Genomic DNA, 26,967 nt, shown 5'->3' with positions numbered 1-26,967 from the left:
CGTGACCGACGCCCACACCGCCGGCCCCTTCATCGCCGCCATCGACCAGGGCACCACCTCGTCCCGCTGCATCGTCTTCGACAAGGACGGCCGGATCGTCTCGGTCGACCAGAAGGAGCACGAGCAGATCTTCCCGAAGCCGGGCTGGGTCGAGCACGACGCCACCGAGATCTGGACCAACGTCCAGGAGGTCGTCGCCGGCGCCATCGTCAAGGCCGGCATCACCGCCGCCGACGTCAAGGCCATCGGCATCACCAACCAGCGCGAGACCACGCTGATGTGGGACAAGAACACCGGCGAGCCCGTCCACAACGCGCTCGTCTGGCAGGACACCCGCACCGACGCCCTCTGCAAGGAGCTCGGCCGCAACGTCGGCCAGGACCGCTTCCGCCGCGAGACCGGCCTCCCGCTCGCCTCCTACTTCTCCGGCCCCAAGGTCCGCTGGCTCCTCGACAACGTCGAGGGCCTGCGCGAGCGCGCCGAGCGCGGCGACATCCTCTTCGGCACCATGGACTCCTGGGTCATCTGGAACCTCACCGGCGGCACCCGGGGCGGCGTCCACGTCACCGACGTCACCAACGCCTCCCGCACCCTCCTGATGAACCTCCACGAGATGGCCTGGGACGAGCGCATCCTCCAGTCCATCGACATCCCGGCGGCCATCCTCCCCGAGATCCGCTCCTCCGCCGAGGTGTACGGCACGGTCAAGGGCGGCATCCTCGACGGCGTCCCGGTCGCCTCCGCGCTCGGCGACCAGCAGGCCGCGCTCTTCGGCCAGACCTGCTTCGCCGAGGGCGAGGCCAAGTCCACCTACGGCACCGGCACCTTCATGCTGATGAACACCGGTGACAAGATCATCAACTCCTACAGCGGCCTGCTGACCACGGTCGGCTACCAGATCGGCGAGCAGAAGCCGGTCTACGCCCTGGAGGGCTCCATCGCCGTCACCGGCTCGCTCGTCCAGTGGATGCGCGACCAGATGGGCCTGATCAAGTCCGCCGCCGAGATCGAGACCCTGGCCTCCTCCGTCGAGGACAACGGCGGCGCCTACTTCGTGCCCGCCTTCTCCGGCCTCTTCGCCCCGTACTGGCGCTCCGACGCCCGCGGTGTGATCGCCGGCCTCACCCGGTACGTCACCAAGGCGCACATCGCCCGTGCCGTCCTGGAGGCCACGGCCTGGCAGACCCGCGAGATCACCGACGCCATGACCAAGGACTCCGGCGTCGAGCTGACCGCGCTCAAGGTCGACGGCGGCATGACCTCCAACAACCTGCTGATGCAGACCCTCTCGGACTTCCTGGACGCTCCCGTGGTGCGCCCGATGGTCGCCGAGACCACCTGCCTCGGTGCCGCCTACGCCGCCGGTCTCGCCGTCGGCTTCTGGCCCGACACCGACGCGCTGCGCGCCAACTGGCGCCGTGCCGCGGAGTGGACCCCGCGCATGGACGCCGACAAGCGCGACAGCGAGTACAAGAACTGGCTCAAGGCCGTGGAGCGCTCCATGGGCTGGCTCGAAGAAGAGAAGTGACGAGGAGTAGACCGAGATGACCACCCCGCAGACCGTTCCCGCCCTCGGAACGCACCCGGCCGCCGGCTCGCTTCCGACCCGTGCCGAGACCAGAGAGCAGCTTGCCAAGGCGACGTACGACCTGCTGGTGATCGGCGGCGGCATCCTGGGCATCTCCACCGCCTGGCACGCCGCGCAGTCCGGTCTGCGGGTGGCCCTGGTGGACGCCGGCGACTTCGCCGGCGCCACCTCCTCGGCCTCCTCCAAGCTCCTCCACGGCGGCCTGCGCTACCTGCAGACCGGCGCCGTGAAGCTCGTCGCCGAGAACCACTTCGAGCGGCGCGCCGTCTCCCGGCAGGTCGCCCCCCACCTGTCCAACCCGCTCACCTTCTACCTGCCCGTCTACAAGGGCGGCCCGCACGGCGCCGCCAAGCTGGGCGCCGGAGTCTTCGCGTACTCCGCGCTCTCCGCCTTCGGCGACGGCGTCGGCCACCTCCTCTCCCCCGCCAAGGCGGCCCAGGACGTGCCCGAGCTGCGCACCGACAACCTCAAGGCGGTCGCCGTCTACGGCGACGACCAGATGAACGACGCCCGCATGGCGCTCATGACGGTCCGCGCGGCCGTCGACGCCGGCGCCGTCGTCCTCAACCACGCCGAGGTCACCGGGCTCCGCTTCACCAAGGGCCGGGTCACCGGCGCCGAGCTCAAGGACCGCATGTCCGGCGAGGAGTTCGGCGTCACCGCGCGGCTCGTCCTCAACGCCACCGGCCCCTGGGTCGACCACCTGCGGAAGATGGAGGACCCCAACGCGGCCCCCTCCATCCGCCTCTCCAAGGGCGCCCACCTGGTCCTCAAGCGGACCGCCCCGTGGAAGGCCGCGCTCGCCACCCCGATCGACAAGTACCGGATCACCTTCGCCCTCCCCTGGGAGGACATGCTCCTGCTCGGCACCACCGACGAGGAGTACGAGGGCGACCCGGGCGAGGTCGCGGTCACCGAGAAGGACACCGCCCAGATCCTGGACGAGGCCGCCTTCTCCATCCGCGACCAGCAGCTCGACCGCTCCCTCATCACCTACGCCTTCGCCGGCCTGCGGGTGCTCCCGGGCGGTCCCGGCGACACCTCCAAGGCCAAGCGCGAGACGGTCGTCACCGAGGGCCGCGGCGGGATGCTGTCGGTCGCCGGCGGCAAGTGGACCACCTTCCGCCACATCGGCCGCACCATCATGAAGAAGCTGGAGGCGCTTCCCGGCCACCCGCTGGGCGAGGACTACGAGTCGGTCTCCACCCTCCCGAAGCGGCTGCCGCTCCCCGGCATCGCCAACCCGAACGCGGTCGCCCACCGGCTGCTCGTCGACGGCCCGGCCCCCGGCCCGCGGATGGCCGCCGACACCGCCAAGCACCTGGCCACGCACTACGGTTCGCTCTCCTTCGACATCGCCCGGATGGCGAACGAGAACCCGGAGCTGGCCCGCCGGATCCACCCGGACGCCCCGGAGATCTGGGCGCAGGTCGCCTACGCCCGCGACCACGAGTGGGCCGAGACGGCCGACGACGTGCTGCGCCGCCGCACCACCCTGACCATCCGCGGCCTCGCCACGGACGAGATCCGCTCCGAGGTCGACGCGATGCTGCGCGCGCGGTGACGATGGGCGCCACGAGCCGAGGGGCGGTCCACTCCGGGGAGGGTGTGGACCGCCCCTCTCGCGTGCCCGTGTGCGGGGCCCCGATCCTGGGTAGTCGATCAAGGCCGCACGGGTTTTCGGGCGTGCCCGAGGGCTGCGGCCGGACGACCCGGAAGCCGTAAGGTTGGTCCGTACGACACGAACTTCGAAGAAGGAGGCGCTGGGTGATCGAGCTCGAGGGGGTACCCGAGCTGATCGACCCGGTCATGGTGGCCGCGTTCGAGGGCTGGAACGACGCCGGCGACGCCGCCTCCACCGCGGTCGCTCATCTGGACCGGGAATGGAAGGGCGAGGTCTTCGCGGCGCTCGACGCCGAGGACTACTACGACTTCCAGGTCAACCGCCCGACGGTCTTCCTGGAGAACGGCGTCCGGAAGATCACCTGGCCGACCACCCGGCTCTCCGTGGTCCGGATCGGCGGGGAGAAGCCGCGCGACCTGGTCCTGGTCCGGGGCATCGAGCCCTCGATGCGCTGGCGCTCCTTCTGCAACGAGCTGCTCGGCTTCGCGCACGAGCTGGGCGTCGAGATGGTGGTGATCCTGGGCGCGCTGCTCGGCGACACCCCGCACACCCGCCCGGTGCCGGTCAGCGGCGTCACCTCCGACCCGGACCTGGCCCGGACGATGGACCTGGAGGAGACCCGGTACGAGGGTCCCACCGGCATCGTCGGCATCCTCCAGGAGGCGTGCACCCACGCGGGCGTGCCGGCCGTGAGCCTGTGGGCGGCGGTGCCGCACTACGTGTCGCAGCCGCCGAACCCCAAGGCGACGCTGGCGCTGCTCAACCGCCTGGAGGACCTGATCGGGCTGCGGATCCCGCTGGGCGAGCTGCCCGAGGACGCGCGCGCCTGGCAGCTGGGGGTGGACCAGCTGGCGGCGGAGGACAGTGAGGTCGCCGAGTACGTGCAGACGCTGGAGGAGGCGCGGGACACCGCGGAGCTTCCGGAGGCGTCGGGCGAGGCGATCGCCCGCGAGTTCGAGCGCTATCTGCGGCGGCGCGACCCCGGCCAGGGTCCTGGACCCGGCGGTCCGGGGTTGGCGACGGAGAGCGGGGACACCTCGTACCTGCGCGATCCGGGCAGCGGCCGGACCCGGCCGCCGAAACCGGAACAGCCGGAACAGTCCGAACAGCCGGAACAGCCGGAACAGTCCGAGGAGCCCGACGCGGACGGCGACGAGGAATGAGAAGAGGGGGACGGCCTTGGCCGTCCCCCTCTTCCTGTCCGCTGCCTAGAGAGCGACGCCGAGGAGCGCGTCGACCGTGCGGGAGGCGAGGCCGGGGGCGGACTCGTCGGTGCCGCCGTCGGCCTCCTGGCGGGCGGCCCAGCGGTCGACCGCGGCGAGCGCAGCCGGGGCGTCGAGGTCGTCGGAGAGCGCCTCGCGGACCTCCTCGACGAGGGCGTCGGCGGACGGGCCGTCGGGCCGGGAGACCGCGGCGCGCCAGCGGTCGAGGCGGGCGACGGCGTCGGCGAGGACCTGGTCGGTCCACTCCCAGTCGGCGCGGTAGTGGTGGGCGAGGAGGGCGAGCCGGATGGCGGCCGGGTCGACGCCGTCGCGGCGGAGCGCGGAGACGAAGACCAGGTTGCCCTTGGACTTGGACATCTTCTCGCCGTGCAGGGCGACCATGCCGGCGTGGACGTACGCCTTGGCCATGGGGAACTCGCCGGTGAGGGTCTGGGCGTGCGAGGCGCCCATCTCGTGGTGCGGGAAGATCAGGTCGGAGCCGCCGCCCTGCACGTCGAAGCCCATGCCGAGGTGGTCGAGGGCGATGGCGACGCACTCGATGTGCCAGCCGGGGCGGCCGGGTCCGAGGCTGCCGCCGTCCCAGCTGGGCTCGCCCTCGCGGGCGGCCATCCACAGCATCGGGTCGAGCGGGTTCTTCTTGCCGGGCCGCTCGGGGTCGCCGCCGCGCTCGGCGGAGAGGTGGCGCATCAGTGCGGTGGAGTAGTGCGAGACCTCGCCGAAGTGCGGGTCGGCCTCGACGGAGAAGTAGACGTCGCCGTCGAGCTCGTAGGCCGCGCCGTTGTCCCGGAGCCGCTCGACCAGCGGGATGATCGACGGTACCGACTCGACCGCGCCGACGTAGTGGCGCGGCGGCAGCATCCGCAGGGCGGTCATGTCCTCGCGGAAGAGGGAGGTCTCGCGCTCGGCGAGTTCGGTCCAGTCGATGTCGTCCCGCAGGGCGCGCTCCAGGAGCGGGTCGTCCACGTCCGTGACGTTCTGGACGTAGTGCACCTGCCGCTTGGTGTCGAGCCACACGCGCTGCACGAGGTCGAACGCGTTGTAGGTCGCCGCGTGACCCATGTGGGTCGCGTCGTAGGGCGTGATGCCGCAGACGTAGATACGGGCGACGGGACCGGGGGCGAGGGTCACTCGTCCGCCGGTCGCGGTGTCGTGGATCCGGAGGTCGCGGCCCTTGCCGGGAAGGGCGGGGACCTCGGAAGCGGGCCAGGCATGCATGCCCCGAGCCTAACCGGACAGCTCTTCCGGATACGAACCGGATCCGGAATCTTGTCCGATCACGCACTCTTGCGGGTCAGCGACGGGTGTGCACACCCCGCGGGGGTCCGGCGGCGCTGCCGGGGGCGGATCCGATGTGGCCGAAACCGTACGGCTCCTAGACCGGCGGCCAGGGGATCGCGGGCCACTGCCCGGACGGCTCCGGGTGACGCCCGGTGGTCAGCAGCGCCGCCACCCGCTCCCGTACGGCGGACACCTCGGCGTCCGTGAGCAGTTCCCCCAGCCGGGTGGCGAGGGGCGCTCCGGGGGCGAGCGCGCGGCCGAGGCCGGTGAGGACCTCGGTGGCCTCCGGGGGCAGCTCCTGGCCGGCCCAGCCCCACAGCAGGGTGCGCAGCTTGTCGTCCACGTGGAAGGAGACGCCGTGGTCGATGCCGTAGAGCCGGCCGCCGGGGGCGGGGAGCAGATGGCCGCCCTTGCGGTCGCCGTTGTTCATCACCGCGTCGAGGACGGCGAGGCGGCGCAGCTCGGGGGTGTCGGCGTGGACGAGGAGCGCGGTGCGCCCCTCCCCCACCTCGGCGGGGCCGATCGCCCTCCAGCCCGCGCCGGCCTCCTCGTCCTCGGTGAGGGCGAGGAGCCGGGCGTCCGGGTCGGCCTCGACCCAGAGCTGCACCATGCCCTCGCCGTACGGGCCGTCCCGCAGCACCGTCGGCGGGACCAGGCCCCAGCCGGTGGCCTCGGAGAGCTCGTACGCGGCGACCTCGCGCTCGGCGAGGGTGCCGTCGGGGAAGTCCCACAGGGGACGCTCCCCCGCGACCGGCTTGTAGACGCAGGCGGCCTCGCGGCCCTCGTGGGCGACGGTGCAGTAGAGCACCGCGTTGGAGGCCTCGCGGACCTGGCCGCGGACGGTCAGCTCACCTCGGGCGAGCAGCTCGGTGTCCGGCGGGAACTCGGGGCTGCTCATGCTCCGCGGCGGTATCCGTTCTGGCGGGGGCAGACATGGCCCTCGGGGTCCAGCGGGAGGCTGCACAGGGGGCACGGCGGCCGGCCGGCGTTGACCACGTCCAGGGCCCGCTTGGCGAAGGCGCGGGCCTGGGCGCCGCTGAGGCGGACCCGGAGCATCGGCGGGCCGTTCTCCTCGTCCTGGAGCAGCCGCTCCTCGGCCGCGGCGAGATCCTCCTCGGAGTCCGCGTCCAGCTCGACCAGGGCCTGCGCCTCGACGATCATGCGCTGCTCCTCGCCGTCCCAGGCGAGGGCCATGGTGCCGACCCGGAACTCCTCCTCGACGGGGGTGTCGAGGGGGGCGGTGTCGGCGATGTCGGCGGGGGCCACGGCCGGGACCGGGGCGTTGCCCCCGGTGCGGCGCAGGACCTCGTCGAGGAGCTCGTCGATGCGCTCGGCGAGTGCGGCCACCTGGGCCTTCTCCAGGGCGACGCTGGTGACCCGGCCGGCCGCGGACGCCTGGAGGAAGAACGTGCGGCGGCCAGGCAGTCCGACCGTACCGGCCACGAAGCGCTCCGGCGGGTCGTAGAGGAACACCTGACGGGACACTCTCCCGGCTCCCTTGACTGTCGACTGTCGTACTGCAACGGCGAGTCCACCCTACTGCGCGCGGATCACGGTGCGCCCGCGCCGCCCCCCACCTCGGCCGTCCCACCGGCCTCCGGAGTCTCGCGCGGGGCCAGTGCGGCGAGGTCCCCGGTGTCACCCAGGCGGACCAGGAAGGGGCGCAGCCGGGTGTAGCGGATCACGGTGAGTGAGCAGGGGTCGACGTGGATGCGCTGGAAGAGGTCGAGGTGGAGGCCGAGGGCGTCGGCGACGAGGGACTTGATCACGTCGCCGTGGGAGCAGAGGGCGTAGACGGCGTCCTCGCCGTGCTCGGCCTCGATCCGGGCGTTCCAGTCGCGGACGGCCTCGACGGCCCTGGTCTGCATGGCGCGCATGGACTCGCCGCCGGGGAAGGCGGCGGCGGAGGCGTGCGCCTGGACGACCTCCATCAGCGGTTCGTCGTTCAGCTCGGCGAGCTTGCGTCCCGACCAGTCGCCGTAGTCGCACTCGTTGACCCGCTCCTCGATGTGGAGCGGCAGGTCGGGGCGGGCGTCCAGGAGCGGCTGGAGGGTCTCGCGGCAGCGCTGGAGGGGGCTGGAGACGGCGGCGGCGAGCGGGATCCCGGCGAGCCGGGCGGGGAGGGCGGCGGCCTGGGCGGCGCCGCGCTCGTCGAGCGCCACGCCCGGCGTGCGGCCGGCGAGCAGTCCGGAGGTGTTGGCGGTCGAGCGTCCGTGCCGGACGAGGATGAGCGTGGCCATGCCGGCCAGCCTACGGCGCACGCGCGCGTGCGGGGTGGGAGGGGACGGGGGAGAATACGGCGCGTGATCGTCGATTCTGCCCTGTACCGCGACGGGCGCCGGACGGAATGCGGCAGCGACCTCTCGCACGCCCTCGCCGAGGCCCGGGAGAGCGGCCACGCCTTCCTGTGGCTGGGCCTCTACGAACCGACGGAGGCCGAGTTCGACCATGTGACCTCGGAGTTCGCCCTGCATCCGCTGGCCGTCGAGGACGCCCTGAAGGCCCATCAGCGGCCCAAGCTGGAGGTGTACGACGACTCCCTCTTCGCGGTGCTCAAGCCGGTGGACTACGAGCCGGAGAGCGACCGGGTCTCGTCCGGCGAGCTGATGCTCTTCCTGGGCGACTCCTTCGTGGTGACGGTCCGGCACGGCGAGGGGGCGCCGCTGGCGGCGGTGCGCAGGCGCCTGGAGACCCAGCCGGAGGTGCTGCGGCACGGGCCGACGGCGGTGCTGTACGCGGTGAGCGACGCGGTGGTGGACCACTACCTGGACGTGGCGGGCGAGCTCCAGGTGGACCTGGAGGAGCTGGAGGCCGACGTCTTCGCGCCGGGCGGGACGGGCACGGTGAACACGGCGGAGCGGATCTACACGGCGAAGCGGCAGGTCCTGGAGTTCCGTCGGGCGACGGGGCCGCTGGCGGGGCCGATGGCCCGGCTGACGGCGGGCGCCGTGCCGTTCGTGAACGAGGAGTCGCAGCCCTTCTTCCGGGACGTCAACGACCATCTGCTGCGGGCGAACGAGCAGGTGGAGGGGTTGGACCGGCTGCTGTCGGACGTGCTCTCGGCGCATCTGGCGCAGATGGGGGTGCGGCAGAACGACGACATGCGGAAGATCTCGGCCTGGGCGGCGATGGCCGCGGTGCCCACGATGGTCGCCGGGATCTACGGCATGAACTTCGACCACATGCCGGAACTTCACTGGGTGTGGTCGTACCCGGCGCTGATCCTGCTGATGGCGGGGATCGAGACGGGCCTCTACCGGCTGTTCAAGCGACGCGGCTGGCTCTGAGAAGGCGGCTGATTCCGGGGAAGAAAGCCGGCCGCGCCGCCGGAGTATGTCAGAACGCGGGTGCGGGGGTGGCGGGGCCGCCCAGGGCGTCGCGCCGCTCCGGCATCCTCAGACTGATCATCTTGTGCCAGCCGGCGAGGCGCTCGTAGGCGTACATGGCGTGGATGCCGGCGGCGAGCACCGCGCCCTTGGCCTTCGGCCACTTCAGGATCCGGCCCATGTGGCTCATGACGGCGAGGCTGACGTCCCGGTAGATCTGGATCTCGGCGAGCGCCGACTCGCGCAGGGTGGTCTGGATGAGGCGGCCGTGACCGGCCCGGGCGAGCCGGAGCAGCTCCTCGTGGCAGTAGGCGAGGTGGTTGGCCTCGTCGTTGTCGATCATGTGGATGGCCTTGCCCAGCTCCGGGTGGTCCCCGAAGTAGGTCACGAGCATGTCCATCTGGTCGGCCGCGCGCTGCTCGGTGACCCTGCTGTGCGCGAGGTAGACGATGACGTCCCGCTCGGTCAGCGGCCGGTCGCCGCGGAGCTTCTCGTGGGCGAGCCCGATGCCGCGCCGTTCGAGGAGCATCGTGTAGTCGGTCTCGGGCGGTACGGGGACGGGTTCGAGGCCCCGCTTGCGCAGCAGCGCGTTGAAGATGCGCCCGTGCTTGTCCTCGTCGGCGCCGTGCCGGGTGATCTTGGGCGCGAGCTCCCGCATGCCGGGGGCGACGAGGGCGGCGATCCGGGCGTTCTCCCAGCCGCCCTGCGTCTCGCCGCTGGCGGCGATCGAACAGAAGAGCCGGAAGGCCTCGTCGTCGTCGATGATTTCCTGGAACAGGCTCTTGGCCGTGAGCATCGCTGCCACCTCCCTGCGGACGACCGCACTCCGCGCGTCCGGGAGACCGAGTCAAATGCGGTCCGGGACGGCGGGCAACAGGAGGGGGCGGCGGTGTCGGCCGAAAGAGTGAGAGCCGCGGCCGTAACCGGGGGCGCGGTGGCGCGTTGAACGGCATGACGGCCGTGGCGGGGAAGACCCCCGAGCCCCCACCACGGCCGCAGGCCTTCCCTTCCTTACGCCAGCCCCGCCCGCTCCAGGGCGTCGACGCCCGCGCGCAGCGCGGTGAGGCGCTCGTCGAGGGTGAAGCCGGCCGGGGCCAGGGTCAGCGTGGTGACGCCCGCCTCCGCGTAGGCGGTCATACGGTCCGCGATCCGGTCGACGGTGCCGAGCAGGGCGGTCTGGTCGATCAGCGAGCGGGGCACGGCCGCCGCGGCGCCCGTCTTGTCGCCGGCCAGGTACTTCTCCTGGATCTCGGCGGCCTCCTTCTCGTACCCCATGCGCTGGGCGAGCTGGTTGTAGAAGTTCTGCTTGCGGCTGCCCATGCCGCCCACGTAGAGGGCGGTGTACGGCCGGAAGACGTCGGCGAGCGCCTCGACGTCCTCGCCGAGGGCGAGCGGCAGCGTCGGACAGACGTCGAAGCCGTCCATGGTCAGGCCGGCCTTCTCGCGGCCCGCCCGCAGCGGCTTCAGGGCCGTCTCCTCCAGGTGCTCGGCCGAGGGGAAGATCAGCAGGGCGCCGTCGGCGATCTCGCCGGTCTGCTCCAGGTTCTTCGGGCCGATCGCCGCGATGTACAGCGGGATGTGCTCGCGCTGCGGGTGGACGGTCAGCTTGATCGGCTTGCCGGGGCCGCCGGGCAGCGGGAGCGTCCAGTGCTCGCCCTCGTGGGTGAGGCGCTCGCGGGACATCGCCTTGCGGACGATCTCCACGTACTCGCGGGTCCGGGCGAGCGGCTTGTCGAACTTCACGCCGTACCAGCCCTCGGAGACCTGCGGTCCCGAGACGCCGAGGCCGAGGCGGAAACGGCCGCCGGAGAGCGAGTCCAGGGTGGCGGCGGTCATCGCCGTCATCGCGGGCTGCCGGGCCGGGATCTGCATGATCGCCGAGCCGACGTCGATCCGCTCCGTCTTCGCGGCGACCCAGGAGAGCACGGTCGGCGCGTCCGAGCCGTACGCCTCCGCCGCCCAGCAGACGTCGTAGCCGAGCCGGTCGGCCTCCTGCGCGACGGCGAGGTTGTCGCCGTCCATGCCGGCGCCCCAGTAGCCGAGGTTGATGCCGAGCCGCATTCCACGCACCCCTTACCCATCGGTAACGTCTCTCGTCCGGACTCTAGCGCGCGCCTCCCGCATCCGTCAGGGGCCGGACGCCACGCCGTCGTCCACCGTCTCTGTCCACAGCTTCCATCCACAGGGTCTCTGCGCGTGGTGCCCTGGCCAGTAATGTCCCGCCCATGGAGCAGAGGCATCTCGGACGTACCGGCCTGCGCGTCTCACGCATCGGGCTCGGCACGCTCACCTGGGGGCGGGACACCGACGAGCACGACGCCGCCGAGCAGTTGAAGGCGTTCTGGGACGCGGGCGGCACGCTCGTGGACACCGCCGACGTGTACGGCGGCGGAGAGGCGGAGTACCTCCTGGGCCAGCTCATGGAGCGGCTGGTGCCGCGCCGCGACCTGGTCCTGTCCACCAAGGCCGGCAGCGTCCCGGACCCCGACCGCCGCACCGACGGCTCGCGCGGCCATCTGCTCGCCGCGCTCGACGCCTCCCTGGCCCGGCTCGGCACGGACCACGTCGACCTGTGGCAGCTGCACGCCTACGACCCGCACACCCCGCTGGAGGAGTCCCTCCAGGCCCTCGACATCGCGGTACGCAGCGGCCGGGCGCGGTACGCGGGCGTGGCCAACTTCTGCGGCTGGCAGCTCGCCAAGGCGGGCACCTGGCAGCTGGCCGGCGACCGCACCCGGCTCGCCGGGGCGCAGCTGGAGTACTCGCTGCTCCAGCGGGGCGTCGAGCGGGAGGTACTGCCGGCCGCCGTCGACCTCGGCATAGGCCTGCTGCCGTCCTCCCCGCTGGGCCGCGGAGTGCTCACCGGCAAGTACCGCGGCGGCACCCCGGCCGACTCCCGGGGCGCGTCGGAGGCGCTCGCGCCGTTCGTGGAGCCGTACCTCGACGAGGCCGCAAGCCGGATCGTGCACGCCGTCGGCACCGCCGCCGACGGGCTCAACACGAGCCCGCTGCACGTGGCGCTCGCCTGGGTCAGGGACCGGCCGGGCGTGACCGCCCCGATCGTCGGCGCGCGCACGGCACGCCAGCTCACGGCCGCGCTGTCGGTGGAGGGCCTTAGTCTTCCTGACGAGATCTGCCGGGCTTTGGACGATGTGTCCGCGCCCGTGCACCGTTATCCGGATCACGACTGGAGCACCTTGTGACCGAGCCTGCCGGGGAGACCGCGCCCGAGGCACCCGAGGACGTGGCCCCCGAGGACGCGCCGACGTCCACCGAGACGGCCGACACCGTCGAGGCCCCCTCGGAGGAGGCGCCGGAGGAGGCGTCGGAGGGGACCTCGCCGGAGAAGGCGTCGGAGGGGGCCTCGACACAGGAGGCTGCTACGGAAGAGACGGCGCCGGAGGTGAGCGAGGCGCAGGCGGAGCTGGCGGCCCAGCGGGAGCTGCGGGCCAGGATCGAGGCGCGGAAGGCCGAGAAGTCCGGGCCCGTGGTGAGCGGGGCCAAGCTCAGCGGCACCGCCGCCGATCTGCTCGCCGCCGTACGGGCCGTCGAGGGCGGCTCCGCGTCCGGCGGCGCCTTCTACGCTCCGGCGCCCGAGCCGACGCGCCCCACGCGCCCGCCCGAGACCACCGTCCGCCCGCCCGCCCCGGCGGCGCCTGCCGCGCCCACGGCCGGCGCGCTCGCCGGGGTCCGCGAGGTGCTGGCCCGGGGCGGCGCGCCCGAGGCGCTGGCCGGACAGGTCGTCGGCGCGCTCGGCGAGCAGGCCGCCGAGGCCCTGACCGAGGACCCGTGGCAGCTCCTCGCCGTGCCCGGGGTGCGGCCGGAGCAGGCCGACGGCTTCGCGCGGGCGCTGCTCGGCGGCGCCTGCGGTCCCGACGATCCGCGCCGGGCCGTCGCCCTGACCGTGTGGCTGCTCGACCGCGCCGCCCTCCAGGGCCACACCGCGCTCACCGTCGACGAGGTGGCGGCCGGACTCGCTCGGCACCAGGTCCCCGACCCCGAGAAGGCCGTCGGCACGGCCGTCTCCGAGGGCGCCGTCCTGGTCTTCCAGGAGGAGGACGAGGCCCCGCGGGAGCCCGAGGAGGACGCCGAGGGCGAAGAGGGCGAAGAGGGCGAGGCGGGCGCGGAGGGCGCCGGGCCCGACGGGGGTCCGGCGGAGCCGGCGCTGCTCGGGCTCGACCGGTACGCCCTGGCCGAGGAGAGCCTCGCGGACGGCCTCGCCCGGCTGGTCCGCACGGTCACCGCGCGGGAGTGGGACGGCGGCGAGCTGGAGCGGGCCGTCGGCGGCCACGGTCTGGTGCTGCACACCGGCGGCGAGGCCGCCCGCGCCGAGCCGCTGGAGCTCGCCGCCACGGCCCGGGAGCGCGGCCTGCGCGTCCTGGTCACGGTGCACGACGCCGAGCGCCTGAGCGAGGAGGACCGCGCCTCCGGGAGGGCCGTGACGCTCGCCGCGCTGCTCTCCGGGACGGCCGGTCCCGGCCGGGACGAGGAGGGCTCCCTCGCCCTGGACCTGCTGGTGGTCCTCGACGCCCCGCAGTTGGACGTGGAGACGGGCGCGATGCTCGTCGAGGCCCTCCCGGACGGCTGCCGGCTGGTGCTCAGCGGCGACCCGGAGGTCCTCGGGGCGACCGGTCCCGGCGCGGTCTTCGCCGACGCCCTGGCGGCCCGCGTCTGCCCCCGGGTGGCCTCCCGCCGCCCCGACCCCGGCCCGCTCGGCGAGCTGGTCTCGGGCATCGGCATCGGGGAGCTGAACCAGGTCGAGGCCCCCGGCAAGGAGGTCGTGATCGTCCCCGTGCGGGACGCCGGCGAGGCCGTGCACCGCACGGTCCAGCTGGTCGCCGACTCGGTGCCGCGCGCCTTCGGGCTCACCCCCGAGCAGACCCGGGTGATCACGGTCGGCCACGGCGGCTCGGCCGGGACGCGCGCCCTGAACACGGCCCTGAAGCAGCGGCTGAACCCCGGCCCCGGCCGCTTCGGCGGCTACGACCCGGGCGACCGGGTGGCGTACGCGCCGGTGCCCGGCCGGACGGTGACCGGCACGGTCCTCGGGGCCGACGCCGAGGGCCTCCGGGTGCGCACCGGCGACGGCGAGGTCCTCGTACCGAAGGAGCGGGTGGAGTCGGCGCTGCGGCACGGCTGGGCGCTCACCGCGCACCAGGCGGCGGGCGGCCGCTGGCCCGCGGTGGTCGTGGTCCTGCCGGGCGACGCGGCCCCTGGCCTGAGCCGGCCGTGGGTCTACACGGCCTTCGGCCGGGCCGAGCGCCATCTGTCGGTCGTGCACGGCGTGGACCAGGCGCTGCCCCGCTCGGTGGCCGAGGTCCTCGCCCCGGCGCGCACGACCCGGCTGCGCCCCCTCCTGATCGCCCTCCTCGCCGCGTCCGGCGAGGAGTAGGGACGGACGGCGGAACGCCGGAGGGCCGGGACATCCGCAGTGATGTCCCGGCCCTCCGGCGTCCTCCCCGTCGCGCGTCAGCGGCCGGCGGCCACCTCGCCGACCTCCTCGCCGTCGTCCTCGTCGTCGTCGAAGACGGAGCTGATGTCGAAGCGGCAGACGATCCGCTCCGGGTCGGCCTGCTCGAAGGGGGTGGCCAGCCACTCCCCCGGCTCCGGGAGCTCGCCCGCGGCGGTCACCCAGAGCGTGGAGTCGCCCTCCTCCAGGCCGAAGTCCTTGTGCCGGGAGGCGATCTCGTCGGGCTCGTACTCCCCGAAGAGGACGCCGAGGGCGGCGGCCGTGGTGCGGGGCCCGTCCTCGTCGTGGTCCAGGTCGGCGACGCGCCCGGCCTGGGCCACCAGCCGGCGGGGCTCGGCCACCGCGTAGTCGCGGCGGATCAGCACGCTGAGGGCGTGGGGTTCGTCAGGTCCGGCGTAGGGCGGCAGCCCGTCGTCGGCCCCGGGGATCTCGAAGGGGGTCACCTCGTCGTAGCGGTCGTAGAGGAGTTCGTCGTAGGACTCGGCGGCCGCGGCGAGCGCGTTGAACGCCTCGTACACCGCCGGGTCGTCGTCCCCCGAGCGGCCTTCGACCGCCGCGAGGTGGCGGTCCAGTGCGGTCTTGACCGCCTCTGCGGCGGCACGTACCTCGGCAGCGGTGGGCTGCGCAGCATCAGACATGGGACAGACGCTATCCGTACCGGGCCGGTGCCCGCACAATAGATGCGATGCCGGAATACGAATTTGTCGACGTGTACGTGCCGCGAGGGATCTCCCGCAAGGAGGCGACGCGGCTTCTGACCGACCATGCCGAGTACGGACACTGGGAGTTGGACCGACTCACCCTCCGCCTGGACGGCAGCCGCAGGGTGCGGCTGAAGCGGCGGATCATCCGTCAGATCCGCGCGACCTGGTGACGGACGCGGAAGGGGCCCCGCACGGCGCGGGGCCCCTTCGCGTTCCGGCCGGTGCGGGTCAGGCGCCGCGGCGGGAGCGGCGGTAGACCAGCGAGCCCGCGAGGAGCATCCCTGCGGCGGCCGGGACGATCACGCCGAGCGGCGCGGACGAGCCGGTCTCGGCGAGCTCTTCCGGGGAGGCCGGCGGCGGCGTGAGCTGCGGCCCGGGGTGGTTCGAACCACCGCCGGAGCCGGGCGGCACACCGGGGGTGCCGGGCGTGCCCGGCGTGCCGGGGGTACCAGGAGTGCCCGGGGTCCCGGGAGTACCCGGCGTACCAGGGGTCCCCGGAGTACCAGGGGTGCCGGGCGTGCCCGGAGTCCCGGGGGTCCCCGGCGGGGTCTCCTCGCCGTAACCGCCGGGCTCCTCGCCGTAGCCGCCCGGTTCCTCGCCGTAGCCGCCGGGCTCCTCCTCGCCGTAGCCGGAGTCCGGGGTCTGGCCGTTGGCGCAGTCGTTGCCCGCGGCGGCGTTGCCGAGACCGATGCCCGTGACGCTGTTGCCGCACGCGTTCACGGGCACCTCGACCGGGACCACCACCGTGTTGCCGGAGGCCACGCCCGGGGAGTCGCTCGCGTACGCGCCGCCGGACGTGCCGGGGCCGGACTGCGCGGGGATGTTCGCGCAGGAGTTGCCCATCGCCGGGTTGAGCACCCCGACGACGTTCACCGTGTTTCCGCAGGCGTTGACCGGGGCATGGATCGGGACCTGCACGGTGTTCCCGGACGCGACTCCGGGTGAGTTCCTGGCCGTACCGTTCGCGCCGGAATCCGCCTGCGCGATACCGCCGCCGAGCGCGAAGACGCCTCCGGCCGCCGCGACGGTGATGATGCTCTTGCGCGTGACCTGTCGCATAGCTTGCTTACCTGCCTTCTCGGCAATGCGCCTGATCGGCCTGGAAGGCCCGACCGGCGGGGAGTGAGGGCCACCGGGCCCGTGCCCGGGGCGGAATGGCCACCGGCCCCGGAGTGCATGGCACGCACTCCGGGGCCGGACGGCTCACGCCCTCAAGGGGCGGGGCACAACGTCAGGCGTTGACGCAGGTGTTGCCGAAGGCGGGGTTCAGCAGACCGATCACGGAGACCGTGTTGCCGCAGACGTTCACGGGCACGTGAACCGGGACCTGCACGACGTTGCCCGAGAGGACACCGGGGGAACCGATGGCCGCACCCTGGGCACCCGCGTCGGCGACGGCCATGCCCGCGCCCGCGAGAACGAGACCGCCGGTGGCAGCCGCAGCAGCGACGACCTTCTTGATCATTATTCCTCCTAGTTGGCAATGCGGCCCCAGCCGCGGACCGCATCACCTGTAACGAGGGGGAAGGGTGGGGGCTACGAGCCCCCGGGTGCATTCACTCTTTCCGGGCAAACCCAAACGCGCTGCCGAATTCGGGCCCGGCCGGCGGTCAGCAGGCGTCGAGGAAGCGGTCCAGGACGCGCACGCCGAACTTCAGGCCGTCGACGGGGACGCGCTCGTCGACGCCGTGGAACATGCCGGCGAAGTCGAGCTCGGGCGGCAGCTGGAGCGGGGCGAAGCCGAAGCAGCGGATGCCGAGGTCGTCGAAGGACTTGGCGTCGGTGCCGCCGGAGAGCATGTACGGGACGGCGCGTGCGATCGGGTCCTCGGCGCGCAGGGCGAGCTGCATGGCGTCGACGAGCGCGCCGTCGAAGCTGGTCTCCAGGGCCTTGTCGCCGTGCACGTCCTCGCGCTTGACCTTCGGGCCGAGGATCCGGTCGAGGTCGGCGAGGAACTCCTGCTCGTAGCCGGGCAGGAAGCGGCCGTCGACGTGGGCGGTGGCCTGGCCGGGGATGACGTTCACCTTGTAGCCGGCGCCGAGCATGGTGGGGGCGGCGGAGTTGCGCAGGGTGGCGCCGACCATCTTGGCGATGCCGCCGAGCTTGGCGAGGGTGCCGTCCATGTCCTCGGGATCGAGCGGGGTGCCGAGGGCGTCGGACAGCTCGTCGAGGAAGCTGCGGACGGTCTTGGTGACGCGGACCGGCCACTGGTGGCGGCCGAGCCGGCCGACGGCCTCGCACAGCTCGGTGATGGCGTTGTCGTCGTTGGTCATCGAGCCGTGGCCGGCCGTGCCCTCGACGGTGAGCCGCATCCAGTGCATGCCCTTCTGGGCGGTCTCGACCAGGTAGAGGCGGAGGTTCTCGTTCACGGTGAAGGAGAAGCCGCCGACCTCGCCGATGGCCTCGGTGACCCCGTCGAAGACGTCCCGGTGCCGGTCGACCAGGTGGCGGGCGCCGTAGGTGCCGCCGGCCTCCTCGTCGGCGAGGAAGGCGAGGACGATGTCGCGCGGGGGCTTGCGGCCGCTGCGCAGCCGGTCGCGGACGACCGCGAGGGTCATCGCGTCCATGTTCTTCATGTCGACGGCGCCGCGGCCCCAGACGCAGCCGTCGGCGACCTCGCCGGAGAAGGGGTGGTGGGTCCAGTCGGCGGCGTCGGCCGGGACGACGTCGGTGTGCCCGTGGATGAGCAGCGCCGGGCGCGAGGGGTCCTCGCCCTCGATGCGGGCCACGGTGGAGGCCCGGCCCTTGTGGGACTCGATGATCTTCGGTTCGAGGCCGACCTCGGCGAGCTTCTCGGCGACGTACTCGGCGGCGGCGCGCTCACCCGGTCCGGAGTGGTCGCCGTAGTTGCTGGTGTCGATGCGGATGAGGTCACGGCAGAGGTCGACGACCTCGTCCTCGCCCGCGACGGTCCGGCCGGTGTTCGACTCGCTCACGCTGCTTCCTCCCACGACGTGCCCCACGTGCTTCCTTGTGCTCGTCCCATCCTCCCCCGCGCCCGCCCCGGCGGCGCAAGGGCGTGGTGATCGACCGGTCCGAATGTTTGCTATGGTTTTCCTCGTCGGAACGGCCCAGGGCCGCGAGACAGACACCTAGTCCGGGTGGCGGAATGGCAGACGCGCTAGCTTGAGGTGCTAGTGCCCTTTATCGGGCGTGGGGGTTCAAGTCCCCCCTCGGACACAGAAGAAGTCCCGGTCGAGTTCACTCGGCCGGGACTTCGGCGTTGTCGGGACTTCGGCGTTCACGGACACGAGCGAGGCGGAGCGGTGCGCAGGAAGAGGGTGCCGGCGGCGCCGCTGCCGCAGCGGGACGGGATCGATCCCGTACGGCTCCGGCTGCCGGAGGATCCGGAGGGGGCCTGGCCGACCGTGGGGGCGTATCTGCTCGGCCGGTACGGGGCCGCGGTCGGTGCGGAGCGGATCGGCGCCATGCTGGACGCGGGGCGGTTCGTGGGGGCCGACGGGCGGGCGGCGGCGGCCTCGGAGCCGTACGAGCCGGGGCGGTGGCTGTGGTTCCACCGGGACCTCGCGCCCGAGGAGAGGGTGCCGTTCGGGATCGGGGTGGTGTACCGGGACGAGCGGATCCTGGTGGCGGACAAGCCGCACTTCCTGGCGACGACCCCGCGCGGGCGGCATGTGACCGAGACGGCGGTGGCGCGGCTGCGGGCGGAGCTGGGGATGCCGGAGCTGCAGCCGGCGCACCGGCTGGACCGGCTGACGGCGGGGCTCGTGCTCTTCGTGGTGCGGCCGGCGGACCGGGGGGCGTACCAGCTGCTGTTCAAGGAGCGGCGGGTGCGCAAGGAGTACGAGGCGGTGGCACCGTACGACCCCGGGGTGGCGCTGCCGGTGACGGTGCGCAGCCGGATCGAGAAGGAGCGGGGGGTGCTCGCCGCCCGGGAGGTGCCGGGCGAGCCGAACGCGGTGAGCCGGATCGAGCTGGTGGAGCGGGTCGGCGCGTACGGGCGGTACCGGCTGCTGCCGGAGACCGGGAAGACGCATCAGCTGCGGGTGCACATGAACGCGCTGGGGCTGCCGATCGTCGACGATCCGATGTATCCGGTGGTGCGTGAGGACGGGCCGGAGGACTACCGGCGGCCGCTGCGGCTGCTGGCGGCGGCGCTGGAGTTCCCCGACCCGTTCACGGGTGAGGAGAGGCGGTTCACGAGCCGCCTCTCGCTCAGTGTCCCCGGCCCGCGCGGCGGAGCCGCATAGTCAGCGCAGCCACTCCTGGAGGTGCGGGGCTTCCGCGGCGATGGTGGTGGAGTCGCCGTGGCCGGTGCGGACGACCGTCTCCGGCGGGAGGGTGAGGAGCTTCTCCCGGATCGAGTCGACGATCGTGGGGAAGTCGGAGAAGGACCGGCCGGTGGCGCCGGGGCCGCCCTGGAAGAGGGTGTCGCCGGTGAAGACGGTGCCCAGGTCGGGGACGTACAGGCAGACCGCTCCGGGGGCGTGGCCCGGGGTGTGGAGGACCTTCAGGTCGGTGCCGGCGATGGTGAGGACCTGGCCGTCGGCGAGGTCGCCGTCGGGGGTGTGGTCGGGGTGGGTGAGCTTCCACAGCGGCTGGTCGGCGGGGTGGAGCAGGATGCGGGCGCCGGTGGCGGCGGCGAGCGCGGGGGCGGCGCCGACGTGGTCGTCGTGGGCGTGGGTGCAGACGATGGCGCGCAGGGCGCGGCCGTCGAGGGCTTCGAGGACGGCGTCGGCGTCGTGGGCGGCGTCGATGACGATCGCCTCCTCGTCGTCGCCGACGATCCAGACGTTGTTGTCGACGTCCCAGGTGCCGCCGTCGAGGCTGAAGGTGCCGGAGGTGACCAGGTGGTCGATGCGGGCGGTCATCACAGCACCACCACCGAGCGCAGCACGTCGCCCTCGTGCATGCGGGCGAAGGCCTTCTCGACGTCGTCGAGGGCGATGGTCTCGGTGACGAAGGCGCCGAGGTCGATGCGGCCCTGCCGGTGCAGGTCGATGAGCATGGGGAAGTCGCGGGAGGGCAGGCAGTCGCCGTACCAGGAGGACTTGAGGGAGCCGCCGCGGCCGAAGACGTCGAGGAGGGGCAGTTCGAGCCGCATCTCGGGGGTGGGGACGCCGACGAGGACGACGGTGCCGGCGAGGTCGCGGGCGTAGAAGGCCTGCTGGTACGTCTCGGGGCGGCCGACGGCCTCGATGACGACGTCGGCGCCGAAGCCGCCGGTGAGGGCGCGGATCGCCTCGACGGGGTCGGTGGCGCGCGAGTCGACGGTGTCGGTGGCGCCCATCTCCTTGGCCTTGGCCAGTTTTCGCTCGTCGACGTCGACGGCGATGATCTTCGCGGCGCCGGCGAGGCGGGAGCCGACGATGGCGGCGTCGCCGACGCCTCCGCAGCCGATGACGGCGACGGTGTCGCCGCGGGAGACGTTGCCGGTGTTGATCGCGGCGCCGATGCCGGCCATCACGCCGCAGCCGAGGAGGCCGGCGATCTCGGGGGCGACGGAGCGGTCGACCTTGGTGCACTGGCCGGCGGCGACGAGGGTCTTCTCGGCGAAGGCGCCGATGCCGAGGGCCGGGGAGAGCTCCGTGCCGTCGAGGAGCGTCATCTTCTGCTTCGCGTTGTGGGTGTCGAAGCAGTACCAGGGGCGGCCGCGGCGGCAGGCGCGGCACTGGCCGCAGACGGCCCGCCAGTTGAGGATCACGTAGTCGCCGGGGGCGACGTCGGTGACGCCCTCGCCGACCGCTTCCACGGTGCCCGCGGCCTCGTGGCCGAGGAGGAAGGGGAAGTCGTCGTTGATCCCGCCCTGCTTGTAGTGCAGGTCGGTGTGGCAGACACCGCAGGCCTCGACGCGGACGACGGCCTCGCCGGGGCCCGGGTCGGGGACGACGACGGTCTCGATCCGCACCGGCTCGTTGCGGCCGGGGGCGATGACGCCCCGCACGTGCTGTGGCATCGCTGACTTCCCTTCAGAGGATCTTGTAAGCCTCCTGCGTACCACTATCTCCTGATAAAAGGCGAGACCCCCGCAGGCCGTGTGGCCGCGGGGGTCCGCCGCTCCCGTGGGGGGGGAGTCGAGTGGGGGGTGGGTCAGTCCTGCTTGCCGGCGGTCTCGCGGACCCTGCGGCGGACCAGGAACCAGCCGCCGACGAGGGCCGCGCCGATCAGCGGCAGGCAGTTCACGGTGGTGCGGCCGATGCCGCCGTCCATCCACATGAGGACGAGGACGGAGCCGAGGAAGACCAGGGTCACGATCTGGGTGTACGGGGCCCAGGGCAGCTGGTAGGTCGGGCGGGTGAGCGCGCCCTGCTTGGCGCGGCGGACGAAGAGCAGCGAACACACCATGATCATGGCCCAGGTGCCGATGATGCCGATCGAGGCGAAGTTGAGGACCAGCTCGAAGGCGTCCTCGGGCATCCGGGCGTTGAGGATCACGCCGACGACGCCGAAGCCCGCGGTGAGCAGGATGCCGCCGTAGGGGACGCCGCCCTTGTTCATGACGCCGGTGAACTTCGGCGCGGAGCCGGCCAGCGACATGGAGCGCAGGATGCGGCCGGTGGAGTACAGGCCGGAGTTGAGGCTGGAGAGGGCCGCGGTGAGGACGACGAGGTTCATCACTCCGGCGGCGCCGGGGACGCCCAGCTTGTCGAAGACGGTGACGAAGGGGCTCTGGTCGTCGGAGTAGGCGGTGTACGGGAGGATCAGCGCGAGCAGGACGACGGAGCCGACGTAGAAGAGGCCGACGCGCCACATGATCGAGTTGATCGCCTTCGGCATGATCTTCTCGGGGTTCTCGGTCTCGCCGGCGGCGACGCCGCAGAGCTCGACGGAGGCGTAGGCGAAGACGACGCCCTGGATGAGCAGGAGCATCGGCATCATGCCGTTGGGGAAGATGCCGCCGTTGTCGGTGATGTTGGCGAGGCCCGGGGTGGAGCCGCCGACGTCGTGCGAGGTCACGACGAGGAAGATGCCGACGAGCATGAAGGCGACGAGCGCGGCGACCTTGATGATCGCGAACCAGAACTCCATCTCGCCGAAGTACTTCACCGAGATGAGGTTGGCGGCGAGGACGACCGCGAGGGCGATCAGGGCGAGGATCCACTGCGGGACGTCGCTGAACATCGACCAGAAGTGGGCGTAGGTGGCCGCGGCGGTGATGTCGGCGACGGCGGTGGTCGACCAGTTCAGGAAGTAGAGCCAGCCGGCCGTGTAGGCGCCCTTCTCGCCCATGAACTCACGGGCGTAGGAGACGAAGGCGCCGGAGGACGGGCGGTAGAGCACCAGCTCGCCCAGGGCCCGGACCACGAAGAAGGCGAAGACGCCGCAGACCGCGTACGCGATGAAGAGCGAGGGGCCGGCGCTGGCCATGCGGCCGCCGGCGCCCAGGAAGAGGCCGGTGCCGATCGCGCCGCCGATGGCGATCATGTTGATGTGCCGGGACTTGAGGTCCTTGCGGTATCCGGCGTCGCCGGCGTCCACGTGGGGGGAGGCTGCCGTGCTCGCCGGCGCGGCGGACAGCGGCTCGGCCGCGATGACGCGGTCACTCATGGAGTTGTTCGCCTTCGTGAGGGGAGGGGCTGTGCGGTACGGCCATGCCCTCTGGGGGTCGCCCTGACGTGGCCAGCGGACATCCTCACGGTTACACCCGCTCGCTGACTGTGACGGGTGTCACTGAACGCCCGGATTTGAGCTAGTTCAGAGGTTACGGGCCGGTTACCAGGCCCTACGGAGCGAGAACGTCCAGTTCCTTCAAGGCGCCGACGGCGATCTCGCGGGTCAGCGCCTCGGCGCGGGCGGCGTCCCGCTCCCGTACGGCCTCGGCGACCTGGACGTGGAGGGTGACGGCGGTCGGGTCGGGGTCCTCGAACATCACGTGGTGGTGGGTGCGGCCGGTGAGGACCTCGGCGACGACGTCGCCGAGGCGGGCGAACATCTCGTTCCCCGAGGCGTTCAGGACGACCCGGTGGAAGGCGATGTCGTGGACGAGGTACGCCTCCAGCTGCCGGCCGCGCGAGGTGGCGACCATGCCGAGGGCCTGCTCGGTGAGCTCGCGGCACTGGTCCGGGGTGGCGTTCAGGGCGGCGAGGCCGGCGGCGACGGGTTCGACGGCGGAGCGCAGCACGGTGAGGGAGCGGAGCTGGCGGGGGCGGTCGGCGCCGGCCAGGCGCCAGCGGATGACCTGGGGGTCGTACACGTTCCAGCTCGCGGTGGGCAGGACCGTGACGCCGACCCGGCGGCGGGACTCCACCAGGTGCATCGACTCCAGGACGCGGACGACCTCGCGGACGACGGTCCGGGAGACGTCGAAGGTCTGGGCGAGCTCGTCGGTGCGGAGCACCGTGCCGGGCGGGTACTCCCCGGCGGTGATGGCCAGGCCCAGGGTGGCGAGCACGTGCGAGTGGAGCCCCTGGGCCGATGTCGTCATGGGGCTCAGCCTATGCGGGCACCGTCCGGTGATCCCGTCGGGAATTAAAAGTACTACTTTTACGTCACAGACTCTTGAATACGTCGTACTCAATAGGTTTCATGAGCGCGACGGATCGATGTCGCGAGACAGCACCGATGTCACGAAGACAGCACCGATGTCGAGCAGCACCGATGTCGAAGAAGACAGCGAGGCACCCCCCATGAGCACCACCCCCCACCCCGCCGCTCCCCCGGTCGTCGTCATCATGGGCGTCGCCGGGACCGGGAAGACCACGATCGGCCCGCTGGTCGCGGACGCCCTCGGCCTGCCCTACGCGGAGGGCGACGACTTCCACCCGGCGGCCAACGTGGCCAAGATGTCGGCCGGCGTCCCGCTCGACGACGCCGACCGGGAACCGTGGCTCGACGCCATCGGCGCCTGGGCGCACGACCGGGCCGGGCTCGGCGGAGTGGTGAGCAGTTCCGCACTGAAGCGGATCTACCGGGACCGGCTGCGCGCGGCCGCCCCCGGGATCGTCTTCCTCCATCTCACCGGCGACCGGGAGCTGATCGAGGGCCGGATGGCCGCCCGCAGGGGCCACTTCATGCCCACCGCGCTGCTCGACTCCCAGTTCGCCACCCTGCAGCCGCTGCAGGACGACGAGGCCGGCGTCTCCGTCGACGTCTCCGGCACCCCCGAGGAGATCACCGACCGGGCCGTCGCCGCGCTGCGGCGCCTCGCCGGCTGACCCCTCCCCGTCCCCCACCTGCCCGTACGAAGGACACCACCGTGACCGTGACCAGTCTCAGCGTCGAGACCCTGGCAGCGGACGCCGTCGAACCGATCACCTCGGCCGGCAACGCCCAGCTGGGCATCGCCGTTCTCGCCGGCATCGCCGTCATCGTCCTGCTCATCACCAAGTTCAAGCTGCACGCCTTCCTGGCGCTGACCATCGGCTCGCTCGCGCTCGGCGCGTTCGCGGGGGCGCCGCTCGCGGACACCATCACGTCGTTCAGCACCGGACTCGGCAACACCGTCGCCGGCGTCGGCGTGCTGATCGCGCTCGGCGCGATCCTCGGCAAGCTGCTCGCCGACTCGGGCGGCGCCGACCAGATCGTCGACACGATCCTCGCGAAGGCGAGCAAGCGGTCCATGCCGTGGGCGATGGTCCTCATCGCCTCGGTGATCGGTCTGCCGCTCTTCTTCGAGGTCGGCATCGTGCTGCTGATCCCGGTGGTCCTGATGGTCGCCAAACGCGGCAACTACTCCCTGATGCGGATCGGCATCCCCGCCCTCGCCGGTCTCTCCGTGATGCACGGGCTCATCCCGCCGCACCCCGGCCCGCTCGTCGCGATCGACGCGGTCGGCGCCAACCTCGGCGTCACCCTCGCCCTCGGCCTGGTCGTCGCCGTCCCGACCGTGATCATCGCCGGACCGCTCTTCTCCCGGTACGCCGCCCGCTGGGTGGACATCCAGGCGCCCGAGCACATGATCCCGTCGCGTCCCTCCGAGGACCTGGACAAGCGCCCCGGCTTCGGCGTCACCGTCGCCACCGTGATGCTGCCGGTCGTCCTGATGCTGGTGAAGGCGCTCGTCGACATCGTCGTCGACGACCCGGAGAACGCGGTGCAGAAGGTCACCGACGTCGTCGGCTCGCCGCTGATCGCGCTGCTCGCCGCCGTCATAGTGGCCCTGTTCACGCTGGGCCGCGCGGCCGGCTTCACCAAGGAGCGGCTGTCCTCGACCGTCGAGAAGTCCCTCGCCCCGATCGCGGGCGTGCTGCTGATCGTCGGTGCCGGCGGCGGCTTCAAGCAGACCCTGATCGACATCGGCGTCGGTCAGATGGTCCTGGACTTCTCCAAGGACTGGTCGATACCGGCCCTGTTCCTCGCCTGGCTGATCGCGGTCGCCATCCGGCTCGCGACGGGCTCCGCCACGGTCGCGACGATCTCGGCGGCGGGCCTGGTGGCCCCGCTGGCCGCGGGCATGTCGACCGGTGAGACGGCGCTGCTCGTGCTGGCCATCGGTGCCGGTTCGCTCTTCTTCAGCCACGTCAACGACGCCGGTTTCTGGCTGGTGAAGGAGTACTTCGGCATGAACGTCGGCCAGACGATCAAGACCTGGTCGGTGATGGAGACCATCATCTCGGTGGTGGGCCTGGTGTTCGTGCTGCTGCTGTCGCTGCTGGTGTAGCGCGCCGAAGGCGCCGCGCGGGGCCTCGGACCTCCTGGTGGAGGGCGGGGCCTCGTCGTGGAGGGCGGGGCCTCGTCGTGGAGGGCGGGGCCTCGTCGTGGAGGGCGGGGCCTCGTCGTGGAGGGCGGGGCCTCGTCGTGGAGGGCGGGGCCTCGTCGTGGAGGGCGGGGCCTCGCCGTGCTCAGCCCCGCAGCAGGCCCAGGATCTTCACCCCGAGCTCCAGGGCCTCGTCGGGGGTGTCGACCGACTGCTGGAGGTCGACGAAACAGCCGTCGGCACCGGTGGCACGCACCCCGTCGAGGAGCGTGGCGATCGCGTCCGCGGTGGCGCCCGGGGCCGGATCGCAGCGGATCTGCTGCCCGGCGGCCCACCCGGCGCAGGGCGGCCGGACTGAAGCCGCCGAGGTGGACGGGGGGTCCGGCGGGCTGGGCGGGGGTCCGGCGGGCTGGACGGGGCGGAGGCCCACGTACGCGTCGGGGATCGTCCAGCGGCGCCCCCGGTGGCCGAACTCCTCCCGGGTCCACACGCCGTGGAGGACGTCGAGCAGCTCGTCGAGGAGGGCCCCGCGCCGGGCGAAGTCGGCGCCGACGGCGGTGTACTCGTCCCGCATCCAGCCGATGCCGAGGCCGACGTCGAGGCGTCCGCCGCTGACCTGGTCGAGCGAGGTGAGGGAGCGGGCGAGCGGCACCGGCGGATACCAGGGGCCGGCCGTTGAAGGTGCTCGTGCCGAGCCGGGCACGGGAGGTCGCGCCGGCGGCGACGGTGAGCACCGTCAGCGGGTCGAGGAAGGTCCGGTACTGCCGGGGGTACGGGTCCTCCGGCGTGTGCCTCGGGGCGTGTGCCCCGGGTAGAGGTCGCCGGGGGCGACGGAGGTCAGGGCGCGGTCGCCGACCCAGAACGAGTCGAAGCCCGCCTCCTCCGCGTCCCGCGCGAAGCCCGCGACGCGGTCGGCGCGGGCGTGGGTGCCGTACTGGGGCAGTGCGACCCCGGCCACGCGGGCGTGGCCGTATGACCCCGGCCACGCGCGCGTGGCGCCCGGCCGACCGGCTTCCGGCCGACCGGCCCCCGACGAACCGGCCCTCGCCCGACCGGCCCGTACGAACCGGCTCCCCGAGCGATTGGCGGCCGACGAACCGGCTCCCCGACCGACCCTGCGGCCGACGAACCGCCCCTGGCACGCGCGCGTGCCGGGG

Annotated in this window: 26 protein-coding genes and 1 tRNA gene; 11 read left to right on the top strand and 16 right to left on the bottom strand. The window is 72.7% G+C overall.

Annotation, left to right across the window (positions count from 1 at the left end; all coding sequences use genetic code 11):
- Nucleotide 1: 1 nt before the first annotated feature.
- The 3 genes from glpK to HHL19_RS24885 all read left to right on the top strand — a co-directional run bounded on the left by glpK (nt 2) and on the right by HHL19_RS24885 (nt 4,375).
- Complete coding sequence (gene glpK, locus HHL19_RS24895) at nt 2-1,528, top strand: glycerol kinase GlpK (protein ID WP_169092575.1); 1,527 nt, start codon at nt 2-4, stop codon at nt 1,526-1,528.
- A gap of 16 nt (nt 1,529-1,544) precedes the next feature.
- Nucleotides 1,545-3,152 (top strand): glycerol-3-phosphate dehydrogenase/oxidase, encoded by a 1,608-nt coding sequence (locus HHL19_RS24890; RefSeq protein ID WP_169092574.1) that lies wholly within the window; start codon nt 1,545-1,547, stop codon nt 3,150-3,152.
- Between the two features lie 203 nt (nt 3,153-3,355).
- Nucleotides 3,356-4,375, top strand: a complete 1,020-nt coding sequence (locus HHL19_RS24885; protein WP_169092573.1) for a PAC2 family protein — start codon at nt 3,356-3,358, stop codon at nt 4,373-4,375.
- A gap of 45 nt (nt 4,376-4,420) precedes the next feature.
- On the opposite strand, the gene mshC is transcribed toward HHL19_RS24885, so the two are convergent.
- The 4 genes from mshC to HHL19_RS24865 form a co-directional block, all read right to left on the bottom strand.
- Nucleotides 4,421-5,650: a cysteine--1-D-myo-inosityl 2-amino-2-deoxy-alpha-D-glucopyranoside ligase gene (gene mshC, locus HHL19_RS24880; RefSeq protein ID WP_169092572.1), complete on the bottom strand. Its 1,230-nt coding sequence runs from the start codon at nt 5,648-5,650 to the stop codon at nt 4,421-4,423.
- Between the two features lie 157 nt (nt 5,651-5,807).
- Entirely contained in the window at nt 5,808-6,611 is an 804-nt protein-coding gene (locus HHL19_RS24875) for an SCO1664 family protein (RefSeq protein WP_169092571.1), read from the bottom strand.
- On the bottom strand, nt 6,608-7,198 hold the full coding sequence (locus HHL19_RS24870) for a DUF3090 domain-containing protein (RefSeq protein ID WP_169092570.1): 591 nt from the start codon (nt 7,196-7,198) through the stop codon (nt 6,608-6,610). The genes HHL19_RS24875 and HHL19_RS24870 overlap by 4 nt, the downstream gene beginning before the upstream one ends.
- Before the next feature lie 65 nt (nt 7,199-7,263).
- Entirely contained in the window at nt 7,264-7,953 is a 690-nt protein-coding gene (locus HHL19_RS24865) for a histidine phosphatase family protein (protein ID WP_169092569.1), read from the bottom strand.
- 54 nt (nt 7,954-8,007) lie between these two features.
- Here HHL19_RS24865 and HHL19_RS24860 point away from each other — a divergent pair, with 54 nt between their 5' ends.
- Nucleotides 8,008-9,000, top strand: coding sequence for a magnesium and cobalt transport protein CorA (locus HHL19_RS24860; RefSeq protein ID WP_169092834.1), 993 nt, complete (start codon nt 8,008-8,010; stop codon nt 8,998-9,000).
- Nucleotides 9,001-9,049: 49 nt separating this feature from the next.
- Here the strand turns inward: HHL19_RS24860 and HHL19_RS24855 are convergent, their stop codons facing one another.
- Together HHL19_RS24855 and HHL19_RS24850 are read right to left on the bottom strand one after the other, a co-directional pair.
- On the bottom strand, nt 9,050-9,835 hold the full coding sequence (locus HHL19_RS24855) for a ferritin-like domain-containing protein (protein ID WP_169092568.1): 786 nt from the start codon (nt 9,833-9,835) through the stop codon (nt 9,050-9,052).
- A 215-nt stretch (nt 9,836-10,050) separates the two neighbouring features.
- Nucleotides 10,051-11,100: an LLM class F420-dependent oxidoreductase gene (locus tag HHL19_RS24850; RefSeq protein WP_169092567.1), complete on the bottom strand. Its 1,050-nt coding sequence runs from the start codon at nt 11,098-11,100 to the stop codon at nt 10,051-10,053.
- Between the two features lie 164 nt (nt 11,101-11,264).
- Here HHL19_RS24850 and HHL19_RS24845 point away from each other — a divergent pair, with 164 nt between their 5' ends.
- Together HHL19_RS24845 and HHL19_RS24840 are read left to right on the top strand one after the other, a co-directional pair.
- Complete coding sequence (locus HHL19_RS24845; protein WP_169092566.1) at nt 11,265-12,242, top strand: aldo/keto reductase; 978 nt, start codon at nt 11,265-11,267, stop codon at nt 12,240-12,242.
- The gene (locus tag HHL19_RS24840; protein WP_169092565.1) at nt 12,239-14,431 is read left to right on the top strand and encodes an ATP-dependent RecD-like DNA helicase; all 2,193 of its coding nucleotides are present in this window, start codon (nt 12,239-12,241) and stop codon (nt 14,429-14,431) included. The genes HHL19_RS24845 and HHL19_RS24840 overlap by 4 nt, the downstream gene beginning before the upstream one ends.
- 77 nt (nt 14,432-14,508) lie before the next feature.
- Here HHL19_RS24840 and HHL19_RS24835 read toward each other — a convergent pair whose 3' ends face one another.
- Nucleotides 14,509-15,147, bottom strand: a complete 639-nt coding sequence (locus HHL19_RS24835; protein WP_169092564.1) for a hypothetical protein — start codon at nt 15,145-15,147, stop codon at nt 14,509-14,511.
- A gap of 47 nt (nt 15,148-15,194) precedes the next feature.
- Here HHL19_RS24835 and HHL19_RS24830 point away from each other — a divergent pair, with 47 nt between their 5' ends.
- Complete coding sequence (locus tag HHL19_RS24830) at nt 15,195-15,383, top strand: DUF5703 family protein (protein WP_169092563.1); 189 nt, start codon at nt 15,195-15,197, stop codon at nt 15,381-15,383.
- A 58-nt stretch (nt 15,384-15,441) separates the two neighbouring features.
- On the opposite strand, the gene HHL19_RS24825 is transcribed toward HHL19_RS24830, so the two are convergent.
- From HHL19_RS24825 to HHL19_RS24815, 3 genes are all read right to left on the bottom strand, one after another.
- Nucleotides 15,442-16,272 (bottom strand): chaplin, encoded by an 831-nt coding sequence (locus HHL19_RS24825; RefSeq protein WP_169092562.1) that lies wholly within the window; start codon nt 16,270-16,272, stop codon nt 15,442-15,444.
- Nucleotides 16,273-16,444: 172 nt separating this feature from the next.
- The gene (chpH, locus tag HHL19_RS24820) at nt 16,445-16,678 is read right to left on the bottom strand and encodes a chaplin ChpH (RefSeq protein ID WP_015032475.1); all 234 of its coding nucleotides are present in this window, start codon (nt 16,676-16,678) and stop codon (nt 16,445-16,447) included.
- Nucleotides 16,679-16,823: 145 nt separating this feature from the next.
- The gene (locus tag HHL19_RS24815; RefSeq protein WP_169092561.1) at nt 16,824-18,149 is read right to left on the bottom strand and encodes a M20/M25/M40 family metallo-hydrolase; all 1,326 of its coding nucleotides are present in this window, start codon (nt 18,147-18,149) and stop codon (nt 16,824-16,826) included.
- A gap of 159 nt (nt 18,150-18,308) precedes the next feature.
- Between HHL19_RS24815 and HHL19_RS24810 the strand changes: the two genes are divergently transcribed.
- A tRNA-Leu gene (locus HHL19_RS24810) sits at nt 18,309-18,393 on the top strand.
- Between the two features lie 86 nt (nt 18,394-18,479).
- Nucleotides 18,480-19,424, top strand: a complete 945-nt coding sequence (locus tag HHL19_RS24805; protein WP_169092560.1) for an RluA family pseudouridine synthase — start codon at nt 18,480-18,482, stop codon at nt 19,422-19,424.
- On the opposite strand, the gene HHL19_RS24800 is transcribed toward HHL19_RS24805, so the two are convergent.
- From HHL19_RS24800 to HHL19_RS24785, 4 genes are all read right to left on the bottom strand, one after another.
- Nucleotides 19,425-20,045 carry an MBL fold metallo-hydrolase gene (locus HHL19_RS24800; protein WP_169092559.1) on the bottom strand — a complete coding sequence of 207 codons (621 nt, stop codon included), beginning with the start codon at nt 20,043-20,045 and terminating at the stop codon, nt 19,425-19,427.
- A complete protein-coding gene (locus tag HHL19_RS24795; RefSeq protein ID WP_169092558.1) occupies nt 20,045-21,130 on the bottom strand; it encodes an S-(hydroxymethyl)mycothiol dehydrogenase in 1,086 nt (361 codons plus the stop codon). The genes HHL19_RS24800 and HHL19_RS24795 overlap by 1 nt, the downstream gene beginning before the upstream one ends.
- A gap of 134 nt (nt 21,131-21,264) precedes the next feature.
- On the bottom strand, nt 21,265-22,722 hold the full coding sequence (locus HHL19_RS24790; protein ID WP_169092557.1) for an amino acid permease: 1,458 nt from the start codon (nt 22,720-22,722) through the stop codon (nt 21,265-21,267).
- A gap of 175 nt (nt 22,723-22,897) precedes the next feature.
- Nucleotides 22,898-23,599 carry an FCD domain-containing protein gene (locus HHL19_RS24785; RefSeq protein ID WP_169092556.1) on the bottom strand — a complete coding sequence of 234 codons (702 nt, stop codon included), beginning with the start codon at nt 23,597-23,599 and terminating at the stop codon, nt 22,898-22,900.
- Nucleotides 23,600-23,801: 202 nt separating this feature from the next.
- Here HHL19_RS24785 and HHL19_RS24780 point away from each other — a divergent pair, with 202 nt between their 5' ends.
- Nucleotides 23,802-24,329 (top strand): gluconokinase, encoded by a 528-nt coding sequence (locus tag HHL19_RS24780; RefSeq protein ID WP_169092555.1) that lies wholly within the window; start codon nt 23,802-23,804, stop codon nt 24,327-24,329.
- 47 nt (nt 24,330-24,376) lie between these two features.
- Nucleotides 24,377-25,774, top strand: coding sequence for a gluconate:H+ symporter (locus HHL19_RS24775; protein WP_169092833.1), 1,398 nt, complete (start codon nt 24,377-24,379; stop codon nt 25,772-25,774).
- Between the two features lie 181 nt (nt 25,775-25,955).
- Here the strand turns inward: HHL19_RS24775 and HHL19_RS24770 are convergent, their stop codons facing one another.
- The gene (locus tag HHL19_RS24770; RefSeq protein ID WP_206325738.1) at nt 25,956-26,513 is read right to left on the bottom strand and encodes an LLM class flavin-dependent oxidoreductase; all 558 of its coding nucleotides are present in this window, start codon (nt 26,511-26,513) and stop codon (nt 25,956-25,958) included.
- 33 nt (nt 26,514-26,546) lie between these two features.
- Entirely contained in the window at nt 26,547-26,768 is a 222-nt protein-coding gene (locus HHL19_RS24765; RefSeq protein ID WP_169092553.1) for a hypothetical protein, read from the bottom strand.
- Between the last annotated feature and the right edge of the window lie 199 nt (nt 26,769-26,967).

Origin of the sequence: Streptomyces sp. R302 (assembly GCF_012927245.1) — a bacterium.
In the GTDB taxonomy this organism is placed as follows: Bacteria; Actinomycetota; Actinomycetes; order Streptomycetales; family Streptomycetaceae; genus Streptomyces.
This window is presented reverse-complemented; position numbering and strand designations above follow the sequence as displayed.

Coding starts and splice junctions, on each gene's coding strand:
- HHL19_RS24875 (WP_169092571.1), bottom strand. CDS start 6,611: ATGAGCAGCCCCGAGTTCCCGCCGGACACCGAGCTGCTCGCCCGAGGT.
- HHL19_RS24845 (WP_169092566.1), top strand. CDS start 11,265: ATGGAGCAGAGGCATCTCGGACGTACCGGCCTGCGCGTCTCACGCATC.
- HHL19_RS24850 (WP_169092567.1), bottom strand. CDS start 11,100: ATGCGGCTCGGCATCAACCTCGGCTACTGGGGCGCCGGCATGGACGGC.
- HHL19_RS24835 (WP_169092564.1), bottom strand. CDS start 15,147: ATGTCTGATGCTGCGCAGCCCACCGCTGCCGAGGTACGTGCCGCCGCA.
- HHL19_RS24785 (WP_169092556.1), bottom strand. CDS start 23,599: ATGACGACATCGGCCCAGGGGCTCCACTCGCACGTGCTCGCCACCCTG.
- HHL19_RS24800 (WP_169092559.1), bottom strand. CDS start 20,045: ATGACCGCCCGCATCGACCACCTGGTCACCTCCGGCACCTTCAGCCTC.
- mshC (WP_169092572.1), bottom strand. CDS start 5,650: ATGCATGCCTGGCCCGCTTCCGAGGTCCCCGCCCTTCCCGGCAAGGGC.
- HHL19_RS24890 (WP_169092574.1), top strand. CDS start 1,545: ATGACCACCCCGCAGACCGTTCCCGCCCTCGGAACGCACCCGGCCGCC.
- HHL19_RS24865 (WP_169092569.1), bottom strand. CDS start 7,953: ATGGCCACGCTCATCCTCGTCCGGCACGGACGCTCGACCGCCAACACC.
- HHL19_RS24780 (WP_169092555.1), top strand. CDS start 23,802: ATGAGCACCACCCCCCACCCCGCCGCTCCCCCGGTCGTCGTCATCATG.
- HHL19_RS24790 (WP_169092557.1), bottom strand. CDS start 22,722: ATGAGTGACCGCGTCATCGCGGCCGAGCCGCTGTCCGCCGCGCCGGCG.
- HHL19_RS24825 (WP_169092562.1), bottom strand. CDS start 16,272: ATGCGACAGGTCACGCGCAAGAGCATCATCACCGTCGCGGCGGCCGGA.
- HHL19_RS24855 (WP_169092568.1), bottom strand. CDS start 9,835: ATGCTCACGGCCAAGAGCCTGTTCCAGGAAATCATCGACGACGACGAG.
- chpH (WP_015032475.1), bottom strand. CDS start 16,678: ATGATCAAGAAGGTCGTCGCTGCTGCGGCTGCCACCGGCGGTCTCGTT.
- HHL19_RS24830 (WP_169092563.1), top strand. CDS start 15,195: ATGCCGGAATACGAATTTGTCGACGTGTACGTGCCGCGAGGGATCTCC.
- HHL19_RS24795 (WP_169092558.1), bottom strand. CDS start 21,130: ATGCCACAGCACGTGCGGGGCGTCATCGCCCCCGGCCGCAACGAGCCG.